10 protein-coding genes are annotated in these 17,582 nt (G+C 62.0%); 2 read left to right on the top strand and 8 right to left on the bottom strand.

The features are described from left to right. Positions 1-266: 266 nt before the first annotated feature. From istB to NUH86_RS04615, 5 genes are all read right to left on the bottom strand, one after another. Positions 267-1,076, bottom strand: coding sequence for an IS21-like element helper ATPase IstB (gene istB / locus NUH86_RS04635; RefSeq protein WP_100237201.1), 810 nt, complete (start codon positions 1,074-1,076; stop codon positions 267-269). Further along, a complete protein-coding gene (istA, locus tag NUH86_RS04630) occupies positions 1,076-2,581 on the bottom strand; it encodes an IS21 family transposase (RefSeq protein ID WP_100237200.1) in 1,506 nt (501 codons plus the stop codon). The genes istB and istA overlap by 1 nt, the downstream gene beginning before the upstream one ends. 269 nt (positions 2,582-2,850) lie before the next feature. Next, a complete protein-coding gene (locus tag NUH86_RS04625; protein WP_013846848.1) occupies positions 2,851-3,282 on the bottom strand; it encodes a response regulator transcription factor in 432 nt (143 codons plus the stop codon). Positions 3,283-3,344: 62 nt separating this feature from the next. Next, complete coding sequence (locus NUH86_RS04620) at positions 3,345-3,959, bottom strand: response regulator transcription factor (protein WP_013846849.1); 615 nt, start codon at positions 3,957-3,959, stop codon at positions 3,345-3,347. After that, positions 3,949-5,772: a PAS domain-containing sensor histidine kinase gene (locus NUH86_RS04615; protein ID WP_013846850.1), complete on the bottom strand. Its 1,824-nt coding sequence runs from the start codon at positions 5,770-5,772 to the stop codon at positions 3,949-3,951. The genes NUH86_RS04620 and NUH86_RS04615 overlap by 11 nt, the downstream gene beginning before the upstream one ends. Before the next feature lie 540 nt (positions 5,773-6,312). Here NUH86_RS04615 and NUH86_RS04610 point away from each other — a divergent pair. Both NUH86_RS04610 and NUH86_RS04605 read left to right on the top strand, forming a co-directional pair. Further along, positions 6,313-6,807, top strand: a complete 495-nt coding sequence (locus NUH86_RS04610) for an Hsp20/alpha crystallin family protein (protein WP_013846851.1) — start codon at positions 6,313-6,315, stop codon at positions 6,805-6,807. Positions 6,808-6,907: 100 nt separating this feature from the next. Continuing rightward, positions 6,908-8,368 carry an AAA family ATPase gene (locus NUH86_RS04605; protein WP_119034650.1) on the top strand — a complete coding sequence of 487 codons (1,461 nt, stop codon included), beginning with the start codon at positions 6,908-6,910 and terminating at the stop codon, positions 8,366-8,368. Positions 8,369-8,440: 72 nt separating this feature from the next. Here NUH86_RS04605 and NUH86_RS04600 read toward each other — a convergent pair whose 3' ends face one another. From NUH86_RS04600 to NUH86_RS04590, 3 genes are all read right to left on the bottom strand, one after another. After that, positions 8,441-8,767 carry a TraR/DksA family transcriptional regulator gene (locus NUH86_RS04600; RefSeq protein WP_013846853.1) on the bottom strand — a complete coding sequence of 109 codons (327 nt, stop codon included), beginning with the start codon at positions 8,765-8,767 and terminating at the stop codon, positions 8,441-8,443. A 54-nt stretch (positions 8,768-8,821) separates the two neighbouring features. Beyond that, complete coding sequence (locus tag NUH86_RS04595) at positions 8,822-9,058, bottom strand: hypothetical protein (protein WP_013846854.1); 237 nt, start codon at positions 9,056-9,058, stop codon at positions 8,822-8,824. A gap of 111 nt (positions 9,059-9,169) precedes the next feature. Further along, positions 9,170-17,581, bottom strand: coding sequence for a GH36-type glycosyl hydrolase domain-containing protein (locus NUH86_RS04590; RefSeq protein WP_030090319.1), 8,412 nt, complete (start codon positions 17,579-17,581; stop codon positions 9,170-9,172). Position 17,582 lies beyond the last annotated feature (1 nt).

The raw sequence follows: 17,582 nt of genomic DNA, 5'->3' as shown, positions 1-17,582 counted from the left end.
CTGCTGTCTGTAGGGCGACATTTACGGAGGCCGGTCGGCGTCAATTATGATGGCCGGTAAGCGGCCGCACCGAGTGGTAGGATTTGGGTATCACGCAAGCTCCGCAGTGGCAACGGGCCTTGGGCAATTAGGGATGTTGGATAATTGTCGCTGGCGCCGGTGGTAAAGCCCGCTGTGGCGGTGCGGGAGTAATTGACGGTGGCGACAATTACCTGATCGCGGGTTGCCTCATTGGAGATGCATCCCGGATGCGAGGTCAGCGACAATTACGATGGCCGGTCCGGTACTGGCACGGGAGGGTGATTATTGGCTGGCTCTATGCGGCTGACGGCCGAGCGTTTTCGGTAGCTCTCGCCGTTCATCTCGATGATGGTCGAGTGGTGAACGAGGCGGTCGATGGCCGCGACAGTCATGGCGGGATCTGGAAAAACGTTGTCCCAAGCGGAAAATGGCTGGTTGGCGGTTATCGCGATGGAGTGGCGCTCGTAGCGATGGGCGATGAGCTCGAACAGGGCGCTGGTCTCGACCTGGTCCTTGCGGACATAGGACAGATCGTCGAGCACAATGAGATCATATTTGTCGAGTTTGTCGAGCATGGATGGCAGACTGAGATCGCGGCGCGCGGCCTGAAGCTTCTGGACCATATCGGTGGTGGAGCAGAACAAGACCCGGCGCCCGGTATCGATAAGCGCATGGCTGATCGCCGAGATGGCGTGCGTCTTGCCGGTGCCCGACTGTCCGAAGAACAGCAGATTGCCGCCACTTTCGATCCAGCTATCGCCGGTTGCGAGCGAGAGCAGATGGGGTTTGCGCACCCCAGGTGCAGCGTCGAAATCGAAGGTGGCGAAGGTCTTGCCTGCTGGCAGGCCGGACTGGTCACGATGTCGCTGGATACGCCGCGTAGTGCGTTCGGCCATCTCGATCTCGAGAAGCGAGGCCAGCAGATGAACGGCGGGCCAACCATCATGATCGGCGGTATCGGTAAGTCGCTTCCAGTTGCGATTGATGCTGGGCAAGCGCAGGGCCTTGAGCATGGTGGGCAGCACGGCTGCGGCCTGATCCTTGGTCCGGGTCATCAGCGCACCTCCATGCTGGTAAGCAAGCTGTTGTATCCGCGCGGATCCGGTGGCGGGATCGTCACCTCGTGCCTGGCTCGGACGGTCGGAAGAAACTCCTGCCTGAGCGCGGCGACATCGGGGAGTCGACCAGCATCGAGTGCCGCATCGATGCGCAGAGCCAGCGCATCGACACAATCTCCTCTTGCCGCGATATCGAGCAGGGCGACAGTGTCGCGGCAGGCTTGGCGGGCATCGAGCTGATCGTCGAAGGCTTGCCATGCCCGCCTGTAGGCATGGGCGGGGAACAGGGCGTCGCGGTATACCAGGTTGCGCAATGCCCCGGGCTTGCGCCGCAGGTTGGCGATCATGTGGCGAAAATCGATGTGGTGGCCTCTTTGGGGATGCGGGATACGGACCCGTGGTGTGGTCATCACCTTGTCGGGGCCGAGGAATAGATCGATGCGGTCATCGAAGAGATGGGCGTGCAGCCGACGACCGACCAGGCGGGAGGGGACCGAATAGATGACCCTCTCGATAGGAACGGTACCGTTACGGCTGACATCCACCGCGATCATGGCAAAGTCTGTGGTGCGGTGTGATGGCAGGCGCGCCAGCAGGCGGCGTTCCTCGTCGACGAGCCTGGCCTTGCGGCGGTTCTGCTTGGCGACTTCGGCTTCTACAAAGCCGCGCCAGGCACCGAGGCTGTCGAAGTCCCGGCTGCCGCGGCGGCGCAGGGCTTGGTCGAGGCGTCGCTTGAGATGGCCATGAGGGCCTTCGATCGAGCCGTTCTCGTGGGCCTCGCCGCGGTTGTTGCGGGTCGCGATCATGCCGTAATGCCGGCACAGGTCGTTGTAGCTGCGGGTGAAATCCTGCTGCGCATCGGCATCGAGGTTCTTGTAGGCAGCTGATAGGGAATCGCTGCGGTGCTCGGCCGGGACGCCGCCCAGCTTCCACAGCGCATCCTGCAGATGCTCGGACAGGGCAGCGAAGCTCTCGCCCCCCAGGACGACAGCGGCATGCTCCCAGCCACTGCAGGCCAGGCGGAAATGATAGAGCCGGTGGGCGAAAGGCTCGCCGGCGATGGTGACCTTCAGGTCGTCGCAGACCGTGAAATCCGACAGGCCCTGCCGCCCGATCTCGTGGCGCTGCGGGAAGAATATCTCCTTCTCCTCGCCATGCAGCGCCCGCCAGCGGGCAACCCGACGCTCGAGCGTGCGCCTGATCTTGTCGGGAACAGCCTCCTCGCCAAACTCGTCCTGTAGCGTCTCGAAGATGGTGACGGCGAGAATGCCGTCGATCTTGAGCAACTCCTCGATCCGCGGCCAAAAAGGCTCAAGAGGATCGGCGCGGGTGCGCCAATGACGCCCCTGCTTCTTCTGGGAGGGCAAGCGCGGATCGTTCTCGATCCGGCGTGCGCTGCGCTCGCTGATACCGGCCTTGGCGGCCGCAACGGACTGGGTGTGATGGCGACGTTCAACCATGAAAAGAAATACCTGCTGATCGGAAAGGTGGTGGCCCGGCATCGCAACCCATCGCTTCAATGTTCGATGAGTGTTCCGATACCACCGCTCGCCGCAGCCCGATCCGCACTCCCGCCCAGGGGAGAAAAGATCGCCATCGGTTGTCTGGCCTGCTCTCCGGTCGGGGCTCCGCCCCTCCCTGCGATCAGGCCAGACAACCGATCTTACCGGCCATCTTAGTTGTCGCTGAACCGGCCATCACAAATGTCGCCGCGCAGCTGTCACACGTTTCTCCTGTTATGCTGCGCACTCCCTTTTGGTCGAGCGTCGTTTCAAATGCGCTTTCCCACGCCCGTCAGCCTGGCAAGCGCGCCAGTCAGCGCATGTTCCCGCAGGGGCTTTTCCAGAACCTGGGCGAACCCCTGCGCCAAGGCACGCTCGGTCAGTTCGGCCGATGGGAACGCGGTGATGAGTATGGCTGGACCCGGCCAGCCACGTTCGCGCAGGCGGCAAAGCACCTCGATGCCATCGCTCTGCTCCAATCGAAAATCAGCAACGAAGCAGCAGGCATCCCCCGATAACGGATCGTCCAGAAGCGCCGCACCAGCCGCATAGGCCCGGACGTCAAAACCCTGCGCACGAAAGAGAAGCTGCAGTGAACGGCGAACACCGGCGTCATCCTCGACCAGAAGAAGACGCGGGCGTTCCCGCAACGGGGCCGCAATATTCTCGCCTGACATCTCACACCATCGGCCCAGCGGCATTGCTGGTCCCTCGGACGATGTCAGGAAACGATCCCCGGGTCGCTACGTAAGTGTCCCGATCCTCAGCCCGTGATCCCCGCGGAAAACGCGATACGGAGCGCCTCCGACAGGCTGCGAACGCCCAGCTTGGTCATGAGGTTGGCGCGATGCACCTCTACGGTGCGCGGCGAAATCCCAAGATCATAAGCGATCGTCTTGTTTGGCAGTCCTCGCGCAAGCCCCTTGAGCACATCCTGTTCGCGCCCGGACAGAGCGGCGATGCGGATCGTTGCGTCGGCGGCGCGGGTTGCCCTGCCTTCAACGTCGGCAAGCCGTTCGAAGGCACTTTCAATAGCCGCGAGCAACACCGCCTTCTCGAACGGTTTCTCGATGAAGTCGACTGCGCCGGCCTTCATCGCGCTTACAGCGATCGACACATCGCCATGCCCGGTCAGGATGATGACGGGCATCGCGATACCGCGTTCGTTCAATTCCTTTTGGACTTCGAGCCCATCCATCTGAGGCATACGCACATCGAGGAGAATGCAGCCCTCGGCCGCGTTCCTCACGTCTTTCAGAAATTCAACACCGGAGGACCAGGTTTCGACCGAGAAACCTGATTTCTTGAGCATGAAACCGGCAGATCGACGGATTGCATCTTCATCGTCGACGATGTGGACGATCCGCTTATCCTCCATAAGATTGCTCCCTATCTGCCCTGACCAGTGTGAAATGGAATTGCGTGCCGCCCCCTTCCGCAGGCTCCATCCAGATGCGCCCGCCATTGGCTTCGACAATCGTTCGACAAATCGAGAGACCCAACCCCATGCCGTCCGACTTGGTGCTGACAAAGGCCTTGAAGAGCTGGGCAGCGACCTCGGGGGCCATTCCCGTGCCGGTATCGGACACCGTGACACGCACAAAACCCGCCTGGTCGGGACCGGTGCGGATGGTGAGCACAGGCCTGGCGCGCGCATTCATGGCCTCGACCGCATTGCGGATCAAGTTCACGAGGACCTGCTGGATCTGGACCTTATCGACGAGGACCGTCGCAGCTTCGTGATCGATGTCCATGCGGGTTTCGATCGATTTCTCGCCCGCGCCCATCAGGCCGAAGGCAGCCGCTTCGTTAATGAGGTTGGGCAAGTTCTCGACAGTCTTCTCGACCTCCCCCCTGGCAACGAAATCACGCAAACGGCGCACGATATGACCCGCGCGCATCGCTTCCCCCGCGGCGTCTGTCAGCGCCTCCCGGATGTCGGGCAGATCATCGGGATCTGGCTGGTCGAGCAGGTCCCGGACCGCTTCGAGATAGTTGGCTACGGCGGTGATCGGCTGATTCAGCTCATGGGCGAGCGTCGACGCCATCGTCCCCATCGCGCTGACGCGCGCGACGTGGATCAGTTCGGATTGAAGCTGCTCTAGCCGCTCCTGTGTCCTTTGGCGATCCGTCAGATCGCGAATGAAGCCGGTGAACAGCCGCTGGCTCTCGCCGGCCGCTTCTCCAACCGACAACTCCATCGGGAAGGTCGTCCCATCCTTTCGCAGTGCAAAAACCACGCGTCCGATCCCGATGATGCGCCTCTCTCCTGTACGCAGATAGCGCTCGAGAAAACCGTCATGGCGTTCGCGATAAGGCGAGGGCATCAACATGCTGACATTGGAACCCAGGACTTCCTCCTGAGTGTAACCGAACAAACGCTCGGCCGCCGTGCTGAACGACACCATCGTGCCGCCTTCATCGATGACGATCATTGCATCGGGGACCGTCGACAAAATCGAACGAAGATGCGCTTCACTGTTGCGAAGAGAGCTCAGCGTTGCTCGCTGGTCGGTGATGTCGTGGACAATTGTCGCGAAACCGCCCAACGATCCGTCGGGTTTTTTCAACGCGGTGATGGAAATGTGAGCCAGAAACTCACTGCCATCCTTACGAATCTGCCACTCGTCGATCTCGATCTTGCCACGGTGTTGTGCTTCGGCAAGCAAGGACGTCGGCTTGCCGCTGGCGACGACATCGGCCGGATAAAACCGATCTGTAAGCTGGCCGGCCATCTCGGCCTCTGTCCAGCCTTTCAGACGCTCGGCGCCCCCGTTCCAGATCGTGACCCGTCCTTCAGCATCGAGCATATAGATCGCATAATCTTCCGCCCCATCGATGAGCAGGTTCAGTTCTGCGGCCAGCATCCTCGTCCCGTCCGCGAGATCGCGAGCGCGTGAGAGAGTACGATGGTGATTCCGCCAAAGCAGAGCCATGGCGGCGAGAAACAGGAACAGGGCAACCCACTGTTCTGCCACGGTCGGCCAACCGTCAACGATTGCGAGCGTCGTAAGGGTAACGAGCGTGACGCCCGCCAACACCACGATATCCGGCCTGAGCGCCACGAGCACCATACCGGCCACGCCGAGAGAGACGAAATAATGAACGCTCTCGTCGATCTGCCGGCCAAGCTGCCATCGTGTGACCACCGCGATGACGGCGATAGCCAGTCCCGCAAGGGACGCGGTCAAAAGCCGGGCATGGATCGAACGGTCAACCAGTGGCGCAATGGCACCCGCTTGCCATGAATGGAGGAATTTCCCGGATCGCGGAGCGGTTTTAATGATGACTCTGCCTCTTCGTCGTCAGAAGGAAGCAGCAAGCGCTGATACCCCTTTCTGTCTCAAGCCTATCAACAGCGCCTCGTGCGATCCATTAAAATTGGCAACCATCTCAACGATGATGTTACTTGCTTTGGAGTTCAGCGCTGGAAACATGTCCAGACCGTCGCATCCACGAGCTTCAAACCGTCGGCGTTCTTTAGGCCGGGCTCTTCGGATTGTCATCATCCGTGCGACTTGCGCGCTGCTACCTGAACCAATGGACCCGCGGGTCCATTGTGAGATGGTGAGCGCCCCAAACGCCCCTCAGTAACTTTCCGGATAGAGCCCACCCAGGCAACCGCATAGCCTCCTCCTCGCTCGAGGGCCGGATCGCTGTTGGCCTGATTCATCGGCCATCCCCCCCCGCCCAATCCGGACCTCGAGCATTCATTTCGCAGGAGGTCCGCCATGAATGATCAGGTTCCAGCGACCACGTCCAAGGCCAATCCGATCAGCCCAATTCTCGATCATCCGGTTGATTGGCTTCGCACGGAGATTGACCGCCTCTTCGAAGATTTTGGCCGCCCCGCCGCCAGTCTGTTCGGTGTCGGCAATCGATCTTCAATCGCGCCAGTTCCGGCTGTTGAACTTGTCGATGAGGACAAGGCCTATCGCCTCACCGCCGAGCTCCCTGGCCTGTCCGATGATGATATCGATATCAGCGTCGCTGACGGTCTCCTGACGATAGCCGGCGAAAAGAAGGAGGAGACCGAACGCAAGGACAAGGGCTATGTATTCAGCGAACGGCGATATGGCTCCTTCCGGCGCCAGGTATCCTTGCCCAGCGACGTTGACCCGAACGCGATCACCGCTGCATTCAAGGATGGTGTCCTCACCGTCACACTGACCAAGGATGAAAATGCGCCAGCGCGGAGTCGGAAGATCGAAATCGGGCAGGCATAGCAGTTTGCCGGAGGCTTCGACGGGACCTCGGCACCACGCAGACCCGCAAGCCGACGTCATAACCCTTCTCGAGGGACGAGCCTTCGGCTCTGGAGAGCCCATGCGTCGGATCGACACGCATGCGGCGCGTCTATTCCTCGTCGGCGATCGCGCATGGAAGCTCAAGCGTGCCGTCCAGTTCGACTATCTGGATTTTTCAACCGCCGATAGACGCCGCGCCGCCCTGGAAGCGGAGCTACGGCTTAATCGCAGGACCGCGCCGGAACTCTACCTGGCGGTTCGCCCGGTATCCAAGAATTCGGCGGGCTGCCTGAACCTCGATGGCGACGGAGAACCTGTCGATTGGCTTCTGGAGATGCGCCGCTTTCCCGATGACGCCTTGCTCGATCATGTGGCAACCCAAGGTGGCCTGACCGATGTGCTGATCACGCAGCTCGCAGACCGGATCAAGGCATTTCATGATGGCGCCGAGACGTGCCTGTCCGGATCGGGGCGCAGCCGTTTGGAAGCCGTCATTGCCGGGAATGATCGAAGCATGGCTCGATTCCCCGACATTCTTCCCGCTCGGCTCGTGAGAGACCTGATCGACAGGCAAGTCGCCCTGCTGGCCCAGCACTCCGATCTGCTCGATTCACGTGCGCGAAGCGGGCGCGTGAGACATGGCCATGGCGATCTGCATCTGGGTAACATTGCCGTGATCGACGGGAGCCCCGTCCTGTTCGACTGCCTGGAATTCAGTCCCGAACTTGCGACCGGCGATGTCCTTTACGACCTTGCGTTCCTACTCATGGATTTATGGGGCCGCGGCCTTCATTGCGAAGCGAATGCCCTGTTCAATCGCTATCTGGACATTTCCCCTCAGGACGATGCCGGCGTGGCCCTTGTGCCGTTGTTTCTTTCGATCCGAGCCGGGATTCGCGCCCATACATCGGCCGCACAGGCGAGCGATGGTTCAGACGAAGCTCTGACCCAAAAGGCCAGCGCCTATCTGACGCTGGCGCGCGCAGTGCTCGAACCGGTGCCCGCGCGGCTCGTCGCCATTGGCGGGCTTTCCGGATCCGGCAAGTCCACAATAGCGAAACTGATCGGCCATTCCCTCGGCGAGGTTCCAGGCGCGCGTATTCTGAGATCCGATGTGCTGCGGAAGCGACTTGCCGGCGTGCCGCCAGAATCGCCGCTTCCCAAAGACGCATATACCCTGTCCGCGAACGCAGCGATTTACACAGAGCTGAGACGGCTGGCGGGACACATGCTTTACGCCGGGCATTCGGTGGTGGCCGACGCTGTCCATGCGAAGCCTGAAGAGCGCACGGAGATCCATCAGGTCGCACTGCGACGAGATGTGCGGTTCGATGGGATATGGCTCGACGCATCACCCGATATGCTGACGGCGAGGGTATCCGCCCGGACACATGACGCTTCCGACGCCAACGGCGCCGTTGTCGAATTGCAGACTCGCTATGATCTGGGTGAGATCGACTGGCACCGCGTCAACGCGGCGGATGACCGCAAGACGGTCGCAACGCAAGTCATGGACGTCCTGGATGTTCGCCATTTGTGACGGGGAATGATGCAGGCCGCGCATGTCGCCCCAGCCGAAGGGATTCTCCATCCGGTGAGGTCGCGATGCCGATCATTGTTCGGCGCGCGCGCAATCGATGCACAATGCTGCCTCCGGCCGTGCATCCAGCCGAGCCGGTGCAATCTGCGACCCACAACGAACGCATTCGCCATAGGTGCCCTTCGCAATTCGCTCCAGGGCACGATCGATCGAAGCGGCCTCCCGCACGATCAAGCTTGCCTCGGCTTCCAGACCCGCATCATCTTCGACTTCGACGGCCTGTTCCGATGAGTCCGCATTAAGGGGCTCAGCCAGATCCGCATTCACTCGCGTCAGCCGAGCGCGAAGTTCCGACAGTCGCTCTGTCAGGCGCTCTTCTATGGCGGCTGTGTCAGTCACGGAGATTCCTTCAGAACAGTAGGTACCGAAATCGGCTTGGGGTTCGGTGCAGATTTATAGCGCCTTCTTCAGACGCAGGTAAGCCGAACGAAGTTCATCAGCGAGCACCTGGAGCGCGGCCTTGATGTTACCGCCGCTCTCCTGAAGGCGAGCTTCTGCAACGAAATGGTGCCATTTGGTTTCGAGCTCGTCCCACTCCTCGCGAGCTTCCATCGCGCCCAGATGCACCTGGACCTTGGCTTCGTCCCGGAGCTTGGCAAGATCAGCCTTAAGTTCTTCAATGGTGCTCATCGGTCGCTCCCCGGCAACAAGGTGTTGAGAAGTGTTCCTGTAGCCGAGCCTGAAGCACTGGGCGCTACGTAAAGCACCGGATACACGTTGGCCCCGGTCCTGGATTGCTCTTCAGGCTCGCTGCGCAACCCGCACGACGACTATCCGCGTATGATCGTTCTCGGGGAACGGGATTCCGCGTGCGTCCCAGAGCGTCCCTTCAACCTCGATTACCGGTTCTTCGCTCTCCAGAGTATCATCCGTCTCGATCGTCACATGAATAGACCCACGGCCTCGCCGCAGGGTCAATTCGACGCTCTCCCAGTCCCTGGGCAAGACGGGGCGCACCTGAAGTTCGCCGCCCACGAGCCGAACGCCAAGAATCTCCTCTACCGCCAACCGCCATGTCCAGGCTGCGGCACCCGTGTACCAGGTCCAGCCACCTCGGCCGAGGTGGGGCTCCATGCCGGCAATGTCAGCCGCCACGACATAAGGCTCGGTTCGATAATGGGCGGCGCTGCGAGCCGTCGCGGCATGCTGAATAGGATTGATTCGGTCGAAGAGCGCCTTGGCCCCATCACCATCCCCCGTGCGCGCGAACGCGAGCGCGAGCCAGCTTGCCGCGTGGGTATACTGGCCTCCATTCTCGCGAATTCCCGGCGGATAGGCCTTGATATAACCCGGCTCACGCGGCGTGCGGTCAAAGGGCGGATCCAGCAGACGCACGAGACTGTCGTCATCCCGAACCAGATATCGTCTGGCCGAAGCGAGCGCCGATCGGGTACGCTCGACCTTGCCGGCACCCGACAATACGGACCACGACTGCGCGATGGAATCGATGCGGCATTCCTGTTCTTCCGACGCGCCCCATGGACGGCCGTCGTCGTCGAATGCGCGCAAATACCATTCGCCATCCCACCCCGACCGTTCCACCGCGGCCGCAAGCGTCTCTGCGCGGCCGTTCCAATGGTCGCGGAACTCGTTCCGGTCCGCATCCACACAATGACGCGTGAAATTTCGGATGGTCGCGATGAGAAACCAGGCGAGCCATATGCTTTCGCCATGCCCCCGGTTGCCCACGCGATCCATGCCGTCATTCCAGTCCCCTGCACCAATCAGCGGGAGGCCATGAGACCCGAGGCGGTAGGCGTGGGAAAGCGCGCGCTCGCAATGAACGAACAGGGATTGCGTGTAGTCACTCACCTCGAAACGCGCATAGCGATCGGTTTCTTCGGCCGTGAGCGGGGGCGCCCGCAGAAAAGGAACCAGCTCGCTCAGGATGGTTTTGTCTCCGGTCGCCTCAACATAATGAGCAACGGCGTACGGTAGCCAGACCAGATCGTCCGAGCAGCGCGTGCGGACGCCGCGATCCAATGGCGGATGCCACCAATGCAGCACGTCGCCTTCCTCGAACTGATGGGCAGCCGCGGCAAGGATATGCTGCCGTGTTGCATTCGGATCGGCATGGATCTGTGCCAGAACATCCTGCAGCTGGTCGCGAAAACCGAAAGCGCCGCTCGCCTGATAAAAGCCCGCGCGAGCGCGGATGCGGGCGCTGAGCGACTGGTGCGGCAGCCACCGGTTGACCATCAGGTCAAAGGCGGGATCGGGCGTCTTGACCTGCACCGCGTCCAGCCTGTCCTTCCAGAAACCGGCACACTCCCGCGCCGCGGTCTCGAAGGCCGATGGGTCCTGCCAGCGACGGACAAGGTCACGCGCGTGATCCAGGTCGTCGCCCTGCCCCAGCACAAAGCAAACTTCTGCGGTTCCTTCAGCCGGGATATCAAGATGGACCTGCAGGGCGGCGCAGCAGTCGTCACCGGCAGCATGCTGCCGGTGACCAAGATCCCAGTTCAGAAGTCCGAGGGGACTGGTGGGGTCGGCGTCATCGCCGTGAAAATCGTAGCGTGAGGTGGTGAGCGTGTGGACCGGAAGTGTCGAAGCAAGAAAGGAGATGCGGTCGGCAAATTCGTCGGTCCAGGGATTTTGGCCGAGAATCGCGTGCGAGATCGGATCATAGAATGAGCGGCGCAGGGGCGCCTGTTCTCCTTGCACAGCGCCCATCAGCCATTCGGCATAGTAGGTAGCCGTGATCCGGCGCGGACGCGGCAACTGATTACGCAAGCGAAGCCGGACAAGCTTCACGGTGTCGTGCGTCGGCACGATGACGGAGAGCTCCTGTTCAAGGCCTTCGCTATGCCGGTGCCAGGACGTACGGTCGGGGCCGTGATCGATGCGGCATGCCGTGTCTCCACCGGCCGGAAGCGGCGTCGGCGTCCAGAGCCGTGCGTTTTCCTCATCGCGCAGATAAAGGCGTTCGCCTTGAGGATCTTCGACAGGGTCGTTGAACCACGGCGTGAGACGGTTTTCACCACTGTTTATCGCCCAGGTGAAGCCCAGACCGCCCTCGGTCACGATCGTCCCGAAGCCGTCGTTGGCGAGGACGTTGGCCCAGGGCGCAGGGGTCGGCGCACCGGGTTCCAGATAGATAGTATAGTCGCCCGTATCCGGATCGAAGCCTCCCCACCCATTATCGAATTGCAGATCAGCCGGGCGCGGTACGGGCGCCGTCATGATTGTACCGGAGTTCGCCCCGACCGGCGCGAACAGCGGGCCCGGATGCGGCGGCTGGTCGTATCGCGCAAGCTGGTCGACTAGGCTGCCGCCGGCTTCGTCAAGGATGAGGCGGGCAACCTGATCGAGAAGCGCCGCCCGCTCGCCATCGGATGGACCGATGCCGACGAGGTGTATCCCGGCATGGGTGCCAAGGCGATCCTGTAGCCCGGCATCCTTCAGCACTTCCAGAAGACGCTCGCGGACGGGCTCGATATAGCCCGACGTTCCTTCATGCGTCACCACCAGGTCGATCGGCATACCACGCTGCCGCATGAGCTTGTGGAAGGAGAGAAGCTGTCGAAGCAGGTCCTGCTGCTCCGCGGTTCCGGAACGCAGCATCAAAATAGGATGGTCGCCCGATATCCCGAGCGCCCAAAGGTCCCCGCGCCGAAATGTGCGCGCGCCGGCCGATCCCGGCTCTGCCGCTCTGGTGAGAAGAGTGGACAGCAACGCCTGCGCCTGCGGCACGATGTGCGGCTGCAGGCCCAGCTTGTGCATCTCGCGCGCCGCCGCACTTGCCGTATCGCTCACAGCCCAGTCGAGTGACGGCAGGGTGGTAAAGCGCTCGGCAAGTTCGAGGGCCGATTGCCGGGATCCAGCCGCAATGGTGACGAAGGCGAATTCACGTCGCGCGCGCGGAGGCAGTTCCACCGTCATCCTGATCGCGCAGATCGGATCAAGCGTCCAGCCGAGCGGGCCACCAGGCAGTTCCCCGGTCAACAATGCGGGCCGCCTGGGGCACCCATATCGTCCGATGAAAGCGCTGCGATCGGCTTCGAGACCGAGCAGGGTAACGCCATCTTCATCCCCGATCACACGGGTCAGCAGGACGGGCGGACGTTCCGCCGAACTGCGCGGCCGCCGCGTGAAAAGCAGGCCGTCATTGCCAGGCAAGGCTTCCGCCCCCACGAACAGCTTGCTGAAGGCAGGGTGGCGCGCCGCGTCCTGGGCCGGAGCCAGAACGATCTGCGCGTAGCCCGTGACTTCGATGGTCCGGGGCTTATCGCTATCATTGACAAGAGCGACACGCCGGATCTCCAGGTCGTCGGCATTGGCGACATTGATCGTTGTCGTGACCGACAAGCCGTGGGCGCGCTGGTGGAACTCCACCTGATGCGCTTGGAAGATCACCTCCGGCGCGTCTTCGGGTCGAGAAAAGGGGCCGCCCGTTGCCGACCAGGTAACATCTGCATCCCGGTCGTGCAGATAGATCCAGAAACCTGCGTCCCCACGGGTCAGGGCATGCTGGTTCCAGCTCAGCCCACCTGCACCGTCTGTCCGAATGCGGCTCGAAAGCCGGCCATTGCCGAGAATCTGCCACGCGTGCTCCCCACGGCGCCGAGTGGGTGCCCAGCCGTAAAGGCCCGGAATCAGTTCGTCGGGTTCCGGCTGTGGCTCACGAACCTCAAGCCGCGCGATCTCGGGCGGCAGCTCCCATGGAATCCTTTCGTTAAGGAGCAGGTCGACGGTGCGGATATGAGGATCGGTGTGGAACCAGCGCACGAGCATGTCATCGCACAACGCGTTTCCGAGCGCGGCAAGGCTCATGCCATGATGATGAGCCATGTAGGAGCGCACGACGGCAAAGCGTTCACCGTCAGGCGCCCGCTCGGGCGTGAAGTCGACCGCTTCGAAAAATCCGTATCGGCCGATGAGGCCAAGATCCGCCAGAGTTTGAAGGTTGCGCGTCGCCAGCGCGGGCCGGATCGTCAGCGCCAGCGCCGTCGCATAGGGGCTGATAACCAGATCGCGCCCCAGACCTCGCTGGAGGCCGAGCGCAGGGACGCCGAATGCGTGATATCGGTAGACGCGGTCCTCGCCCATCGATGCGAAGGACGACTCCGAAATACCCCAAGGCATATCATGTGACCGCCCGAATGCGATCTGGATAGCAATCGCGGTCCGGTCACTCATTCCGAGCAGGGTTTGGGGATCGCTCTGCAGGAAGATGTTCGGCATCAGATATTCGAACATCGAGCCGTTCCACGATATCAACGCCAGGCCTGCGTGCTGCTTGGTGATGGGCCGCCCGAGATGGAACCAGTGCAGAGGCTCTATGTCGCCCTTCGCGATGGCGAAAAAGCTGGCGAGGCGTGCTTCGCTGGCGAGCAGATCGTAGTGGTGCGGATCTATTCGATCGGCGCTCACATTGTAGCCGATATGAAAGAGCCGGCTGCCGGCATCGAACAGGAACGAGAAGTCCATGGCGTGCGCGGCGGCGTTAGCGCGACTGGAGAGGTCATCGAGGCGGTCATGAAGCGCTTGCCGGGCCGCCTGGCCTTCCTCGATCGCCGCCTGGAGATCGTGCGCCCATTGCCGGCTTTCCGCCGGTAGCTGGTCTCTCGCCGCATTGAGGACGCCAATTGCTGCCGCGGCGCCCGCGTGCGTGGACGGCAGCCGGTCGTTCGCCAACAGGTCGGCGACTTTTGCCGCGACGTTCGAACACTCTGCCGGATGCGCCGCGAGCGTCTCCCACCAGGGCGAGAACAGCCGAAGGTCTCGCCGCATGCCGGACAGATGATGTTCGAGCCGCTCCAGCCAGGCTTGGACATTCCGCAGGGAGGCGATTTCATCCTCGCCGACGCTTTCGGCCATCAGGGTAATCTGCTCGCGCAGGCGAGGAAGATCGATCGACAGGAGATCGTCGATCCTCTCGGCCCAGTCTTGCCTCCCTTCCTCAATCCTGCGGGCGGTTTCCCGCATAGCCTCAAGGATCGAGCCGGCGGCGGAGGCCGCTTCGAGGTCGATCGTCGCAATCGCTTCGGCGAGCAACTCGATATTGTCGTCAAACCCTCGCCACAAATCCGTGGCGACCGGTGGCAAGCTTCTGGCTTCCTGAAGGGCTCGCGCGACGGTGATCAGACTGACCGCGAGATTTCCGCTGTCGACGGTCGAAACATATCGGGGCTCCAGGGCCGCGAGCGTTCTCGTCTCGTACCAGTTGAGAATATGGCCGCGGTAGCGGTCCAGGCGATCCAACGTATCGAGCGTGTTGTGAAGCCGTGTCGCAACCTCGTTGAGGCCGATATGTCCGAGGCGCCAGGCAGTGAGGACCGATACCATCATCATTCCGATGTTGGTCGGCGAGGTTCGGTGCGCGATTTCCTCGTCGGGCGGCTCCTGATAGTTATCGGGTGGCAGCCAGTTGTCCTCGGGGCGCACAAAGGTCTCGAAAAAGAGCCAGGTGCGCCGCGCCATCAGTCTCAGGAACTTTCGATCGTTTTCGGACAGCGTGTCCTTTGCCGGCTCAATCGGACGGCTGATCCGGATCGCGATCTCAGGCGCAATGAACCAGAGCAGCAGCAGGGGAGCCGCGACAGGCAGGGAAGCGGGCGCCGCAAGGAACAGACCCGCGCCGATGATCAGCGCGAACACCGGAGAGGCGGCCATGTCACGCCATGCCGCCAGTCGCGGATGTCGCGCCGCGTTGCGCGTCGCCATGTGGGCGGCCGACGTCCATTCGAGCTTTCTTTGGCCCGAATGGAGACGCCATAGGGTGATGGCAATGGCATGCAGCGCTATCATCGCGTCACTGACGAGAAAGACGATAGCGAGAAACCAGCGACCCGCGTGATCCGCCAGACGTCGCAGCAGGTTCTGCATGACGCCGCGGCGGCGGCCCTGCGCGAGGCCGGTCACGAGGTCCGTAAAGAGATATGCACCGGGCGCGATGACGGCAAGCAAGGTCCAGACCCAGGGCTGCCCATGGAGAAGAAACCATCCACCCACCAGCAGCGCCACAATACTCGCTGGAATTATGCTGCGCCGCAAATTGTCGAATATCTTCAGCCGATCGAACCAGCCGAGCCGGTTGCGCAGCCATCGGCCATCGCCGCCGGGCACGAAGGGAAAGAGCCATGGCAGGATCTGCCAGTCCCCACGGACCCATCTGTGCCAGCGCCAGGTGAAGTCGAGATAGCTGGTCGGGAAGCTCTCATAAACGATCGCATCGCTGACCAGCGCCGCTCGCCCGTGCAGTCCTTCGAACAGGTCATGGCTGAGAAGTGTATTCTCGGGAACGCGCCCTTCGAGGCTCCGATGAAAGGCCGCCACATCATAGAGGCCCTTGCCCACGTAGACGCCTGTGCCGAGCAGATCCTGATAGACGTCGGATACGGCGCGCGAATAGATATCGATGGTCGTGTCACCGCCATAGAGGCGCGAAAACAAGGATTGGCCGGTCGCTTCCGGCGCCAGCTCAACGCGCGGCTGAAGAACCGTATATCCTCGTTCGACCGCGCCGGTCGCAGCGTTGAAGTGGGCGCGGTTAAGGGGATGAGATAGCGTCCCCACCAGTCGCCGGACGATGCCGGCCGACAACCTGGTATCGGCATCGGCCGTCATCACGAAACGGCATCGCCGCAACCGTTCGATGCTACCGACGGTCACATTGAAGGGGGACGCATCTCCGTTCAGGATGAAGGCGTTGAACTGCTCAAGCTTTCCGCGCTTTCGCTCCCAGCCCATCCAGCAGCCCTGGGCCGCGTTGAACCGTCGTGGCCGATGCAGCAAATGGAACGGCCCATGTCCCTTGGCATTGGCAAAGCGCGCGTTGAGTTCCTCGATCCCGCTGGTCAGCGCGCGAACGATATCGGCATCGACCGAGACACTTTCCTGTGACGCATCGGCGAAATCGCTGAGCAGCACGAATTCGAGCGCGGCATCGGGATTGGAAAGGCGGTGTGCCTCCAGGCGCCGAAGCAGCGGCGCGATATCCGACAATCGCGCGACCAAGACAGGCATCACGACTGCCGTCGCCGAACTTTCGGGGATGCCGTCCTTGAAATCGAGCTTGGGGAGTACGTTCGGCCGAACGATGTGGGTCACGAGCCAATTGACGAAGGTGATGCTCAGGATCGATGCGGGTAGCAGGGTGAGCGCGATCCCTAGAAGCCAGGATCCGGCGGTGGCGCCGGTGGAAACCAGATAGGCTGCGGGTAGAGCAAAGCCCGCAAGGCCCGCGAGCAGCAAGGCGGCTGCATAAAGCAGGCCTGGATAACGCAGCGCGCGTCGCAATATCGAGCCCGGCGTCCATGGACGAGGATCGATCGCGTCGGCAAAGGCAGGCCGTCCGATATCGATGAGCCAGAAGCCTACATGGCCCGATGGCGCTTCGTCGCTGCTATAGCACTGGCGCAAGGCACGCTCGGCGACATCCCATTCCGGGAGTCCCGACTGGTCGGCAAGCTGCTCGACCGCATGGCGATATCGATCGCGCGTATCGAAGTCCATATGTGGATAGACGCCTGCCGGGTCGCGCCGGAGGATGGCTTCGACCTGGCTCGTTCGATCGAAGAAGTCGTTCCATTGAATCGTCGCGATCACGCCAAGGTTCGCGATTGCGCGCGCGACGCATTCCGTATCGTCAAAACCAACCATCGCCGTGTCGGGCGTCTCGACGATCTCAAAGGGCGGCTCGACCTCCGGGAAGAGGTGGCTGAAACCTCCGATGAGCAATTCCAGGCAGACTATGCGCAGCATGGTCGGGAAGGCCCAGGTCTCGGCGATGCTGAGCGGCATCTTCTTTTGATATTGCTCTACGAACAGCACCGCGCCATTCAGCGAGACCTGCAGGTGAGAAGCCTGCAGCAAGGCATGGGCAAGCTGATGCACGCGAGGGCGACCGAGCCCGTCCCCGGAGATCGCCGGAAGTTTCGCGTAGAACTCTCCGGGAAGATCCTCGCGGATCTGCAGGATGGCGCGTTGTATCTGATAATCGTTGTCGAGCAGCCATTCAGCCGCGGCGCCTGCGCGCTTGTCGGCCTTGGCGGCCGCCTGTCGGGCCTGCCTCAGCCAGGTCTTCATCTCCTCGAGATGCGCCCATGCGGGCAGCGGCACCGACTTGCCGAGCAGTCCTGTCAGGCGATGACGGTCGGCGACCTCCTCCGCCGCCCCGGCGAGCGGATCGCGCTCCTCATAATCGGCCATC

Origin of the sequence: Sphingobium sp. JS3065 (genome assembly GCF_026427355.1) — a bacterium.
In the GTDB taxonomy this organism is placed as follows: domain Bacteria; phylum Pseudomonadota; class Alphaproteobacteria; order Sphingomonadales; family Sphingomonadaceae; genus Sphingobium.
This window is presented reverse-complemented; position numbering and strand designations above follow the sequence as displayed.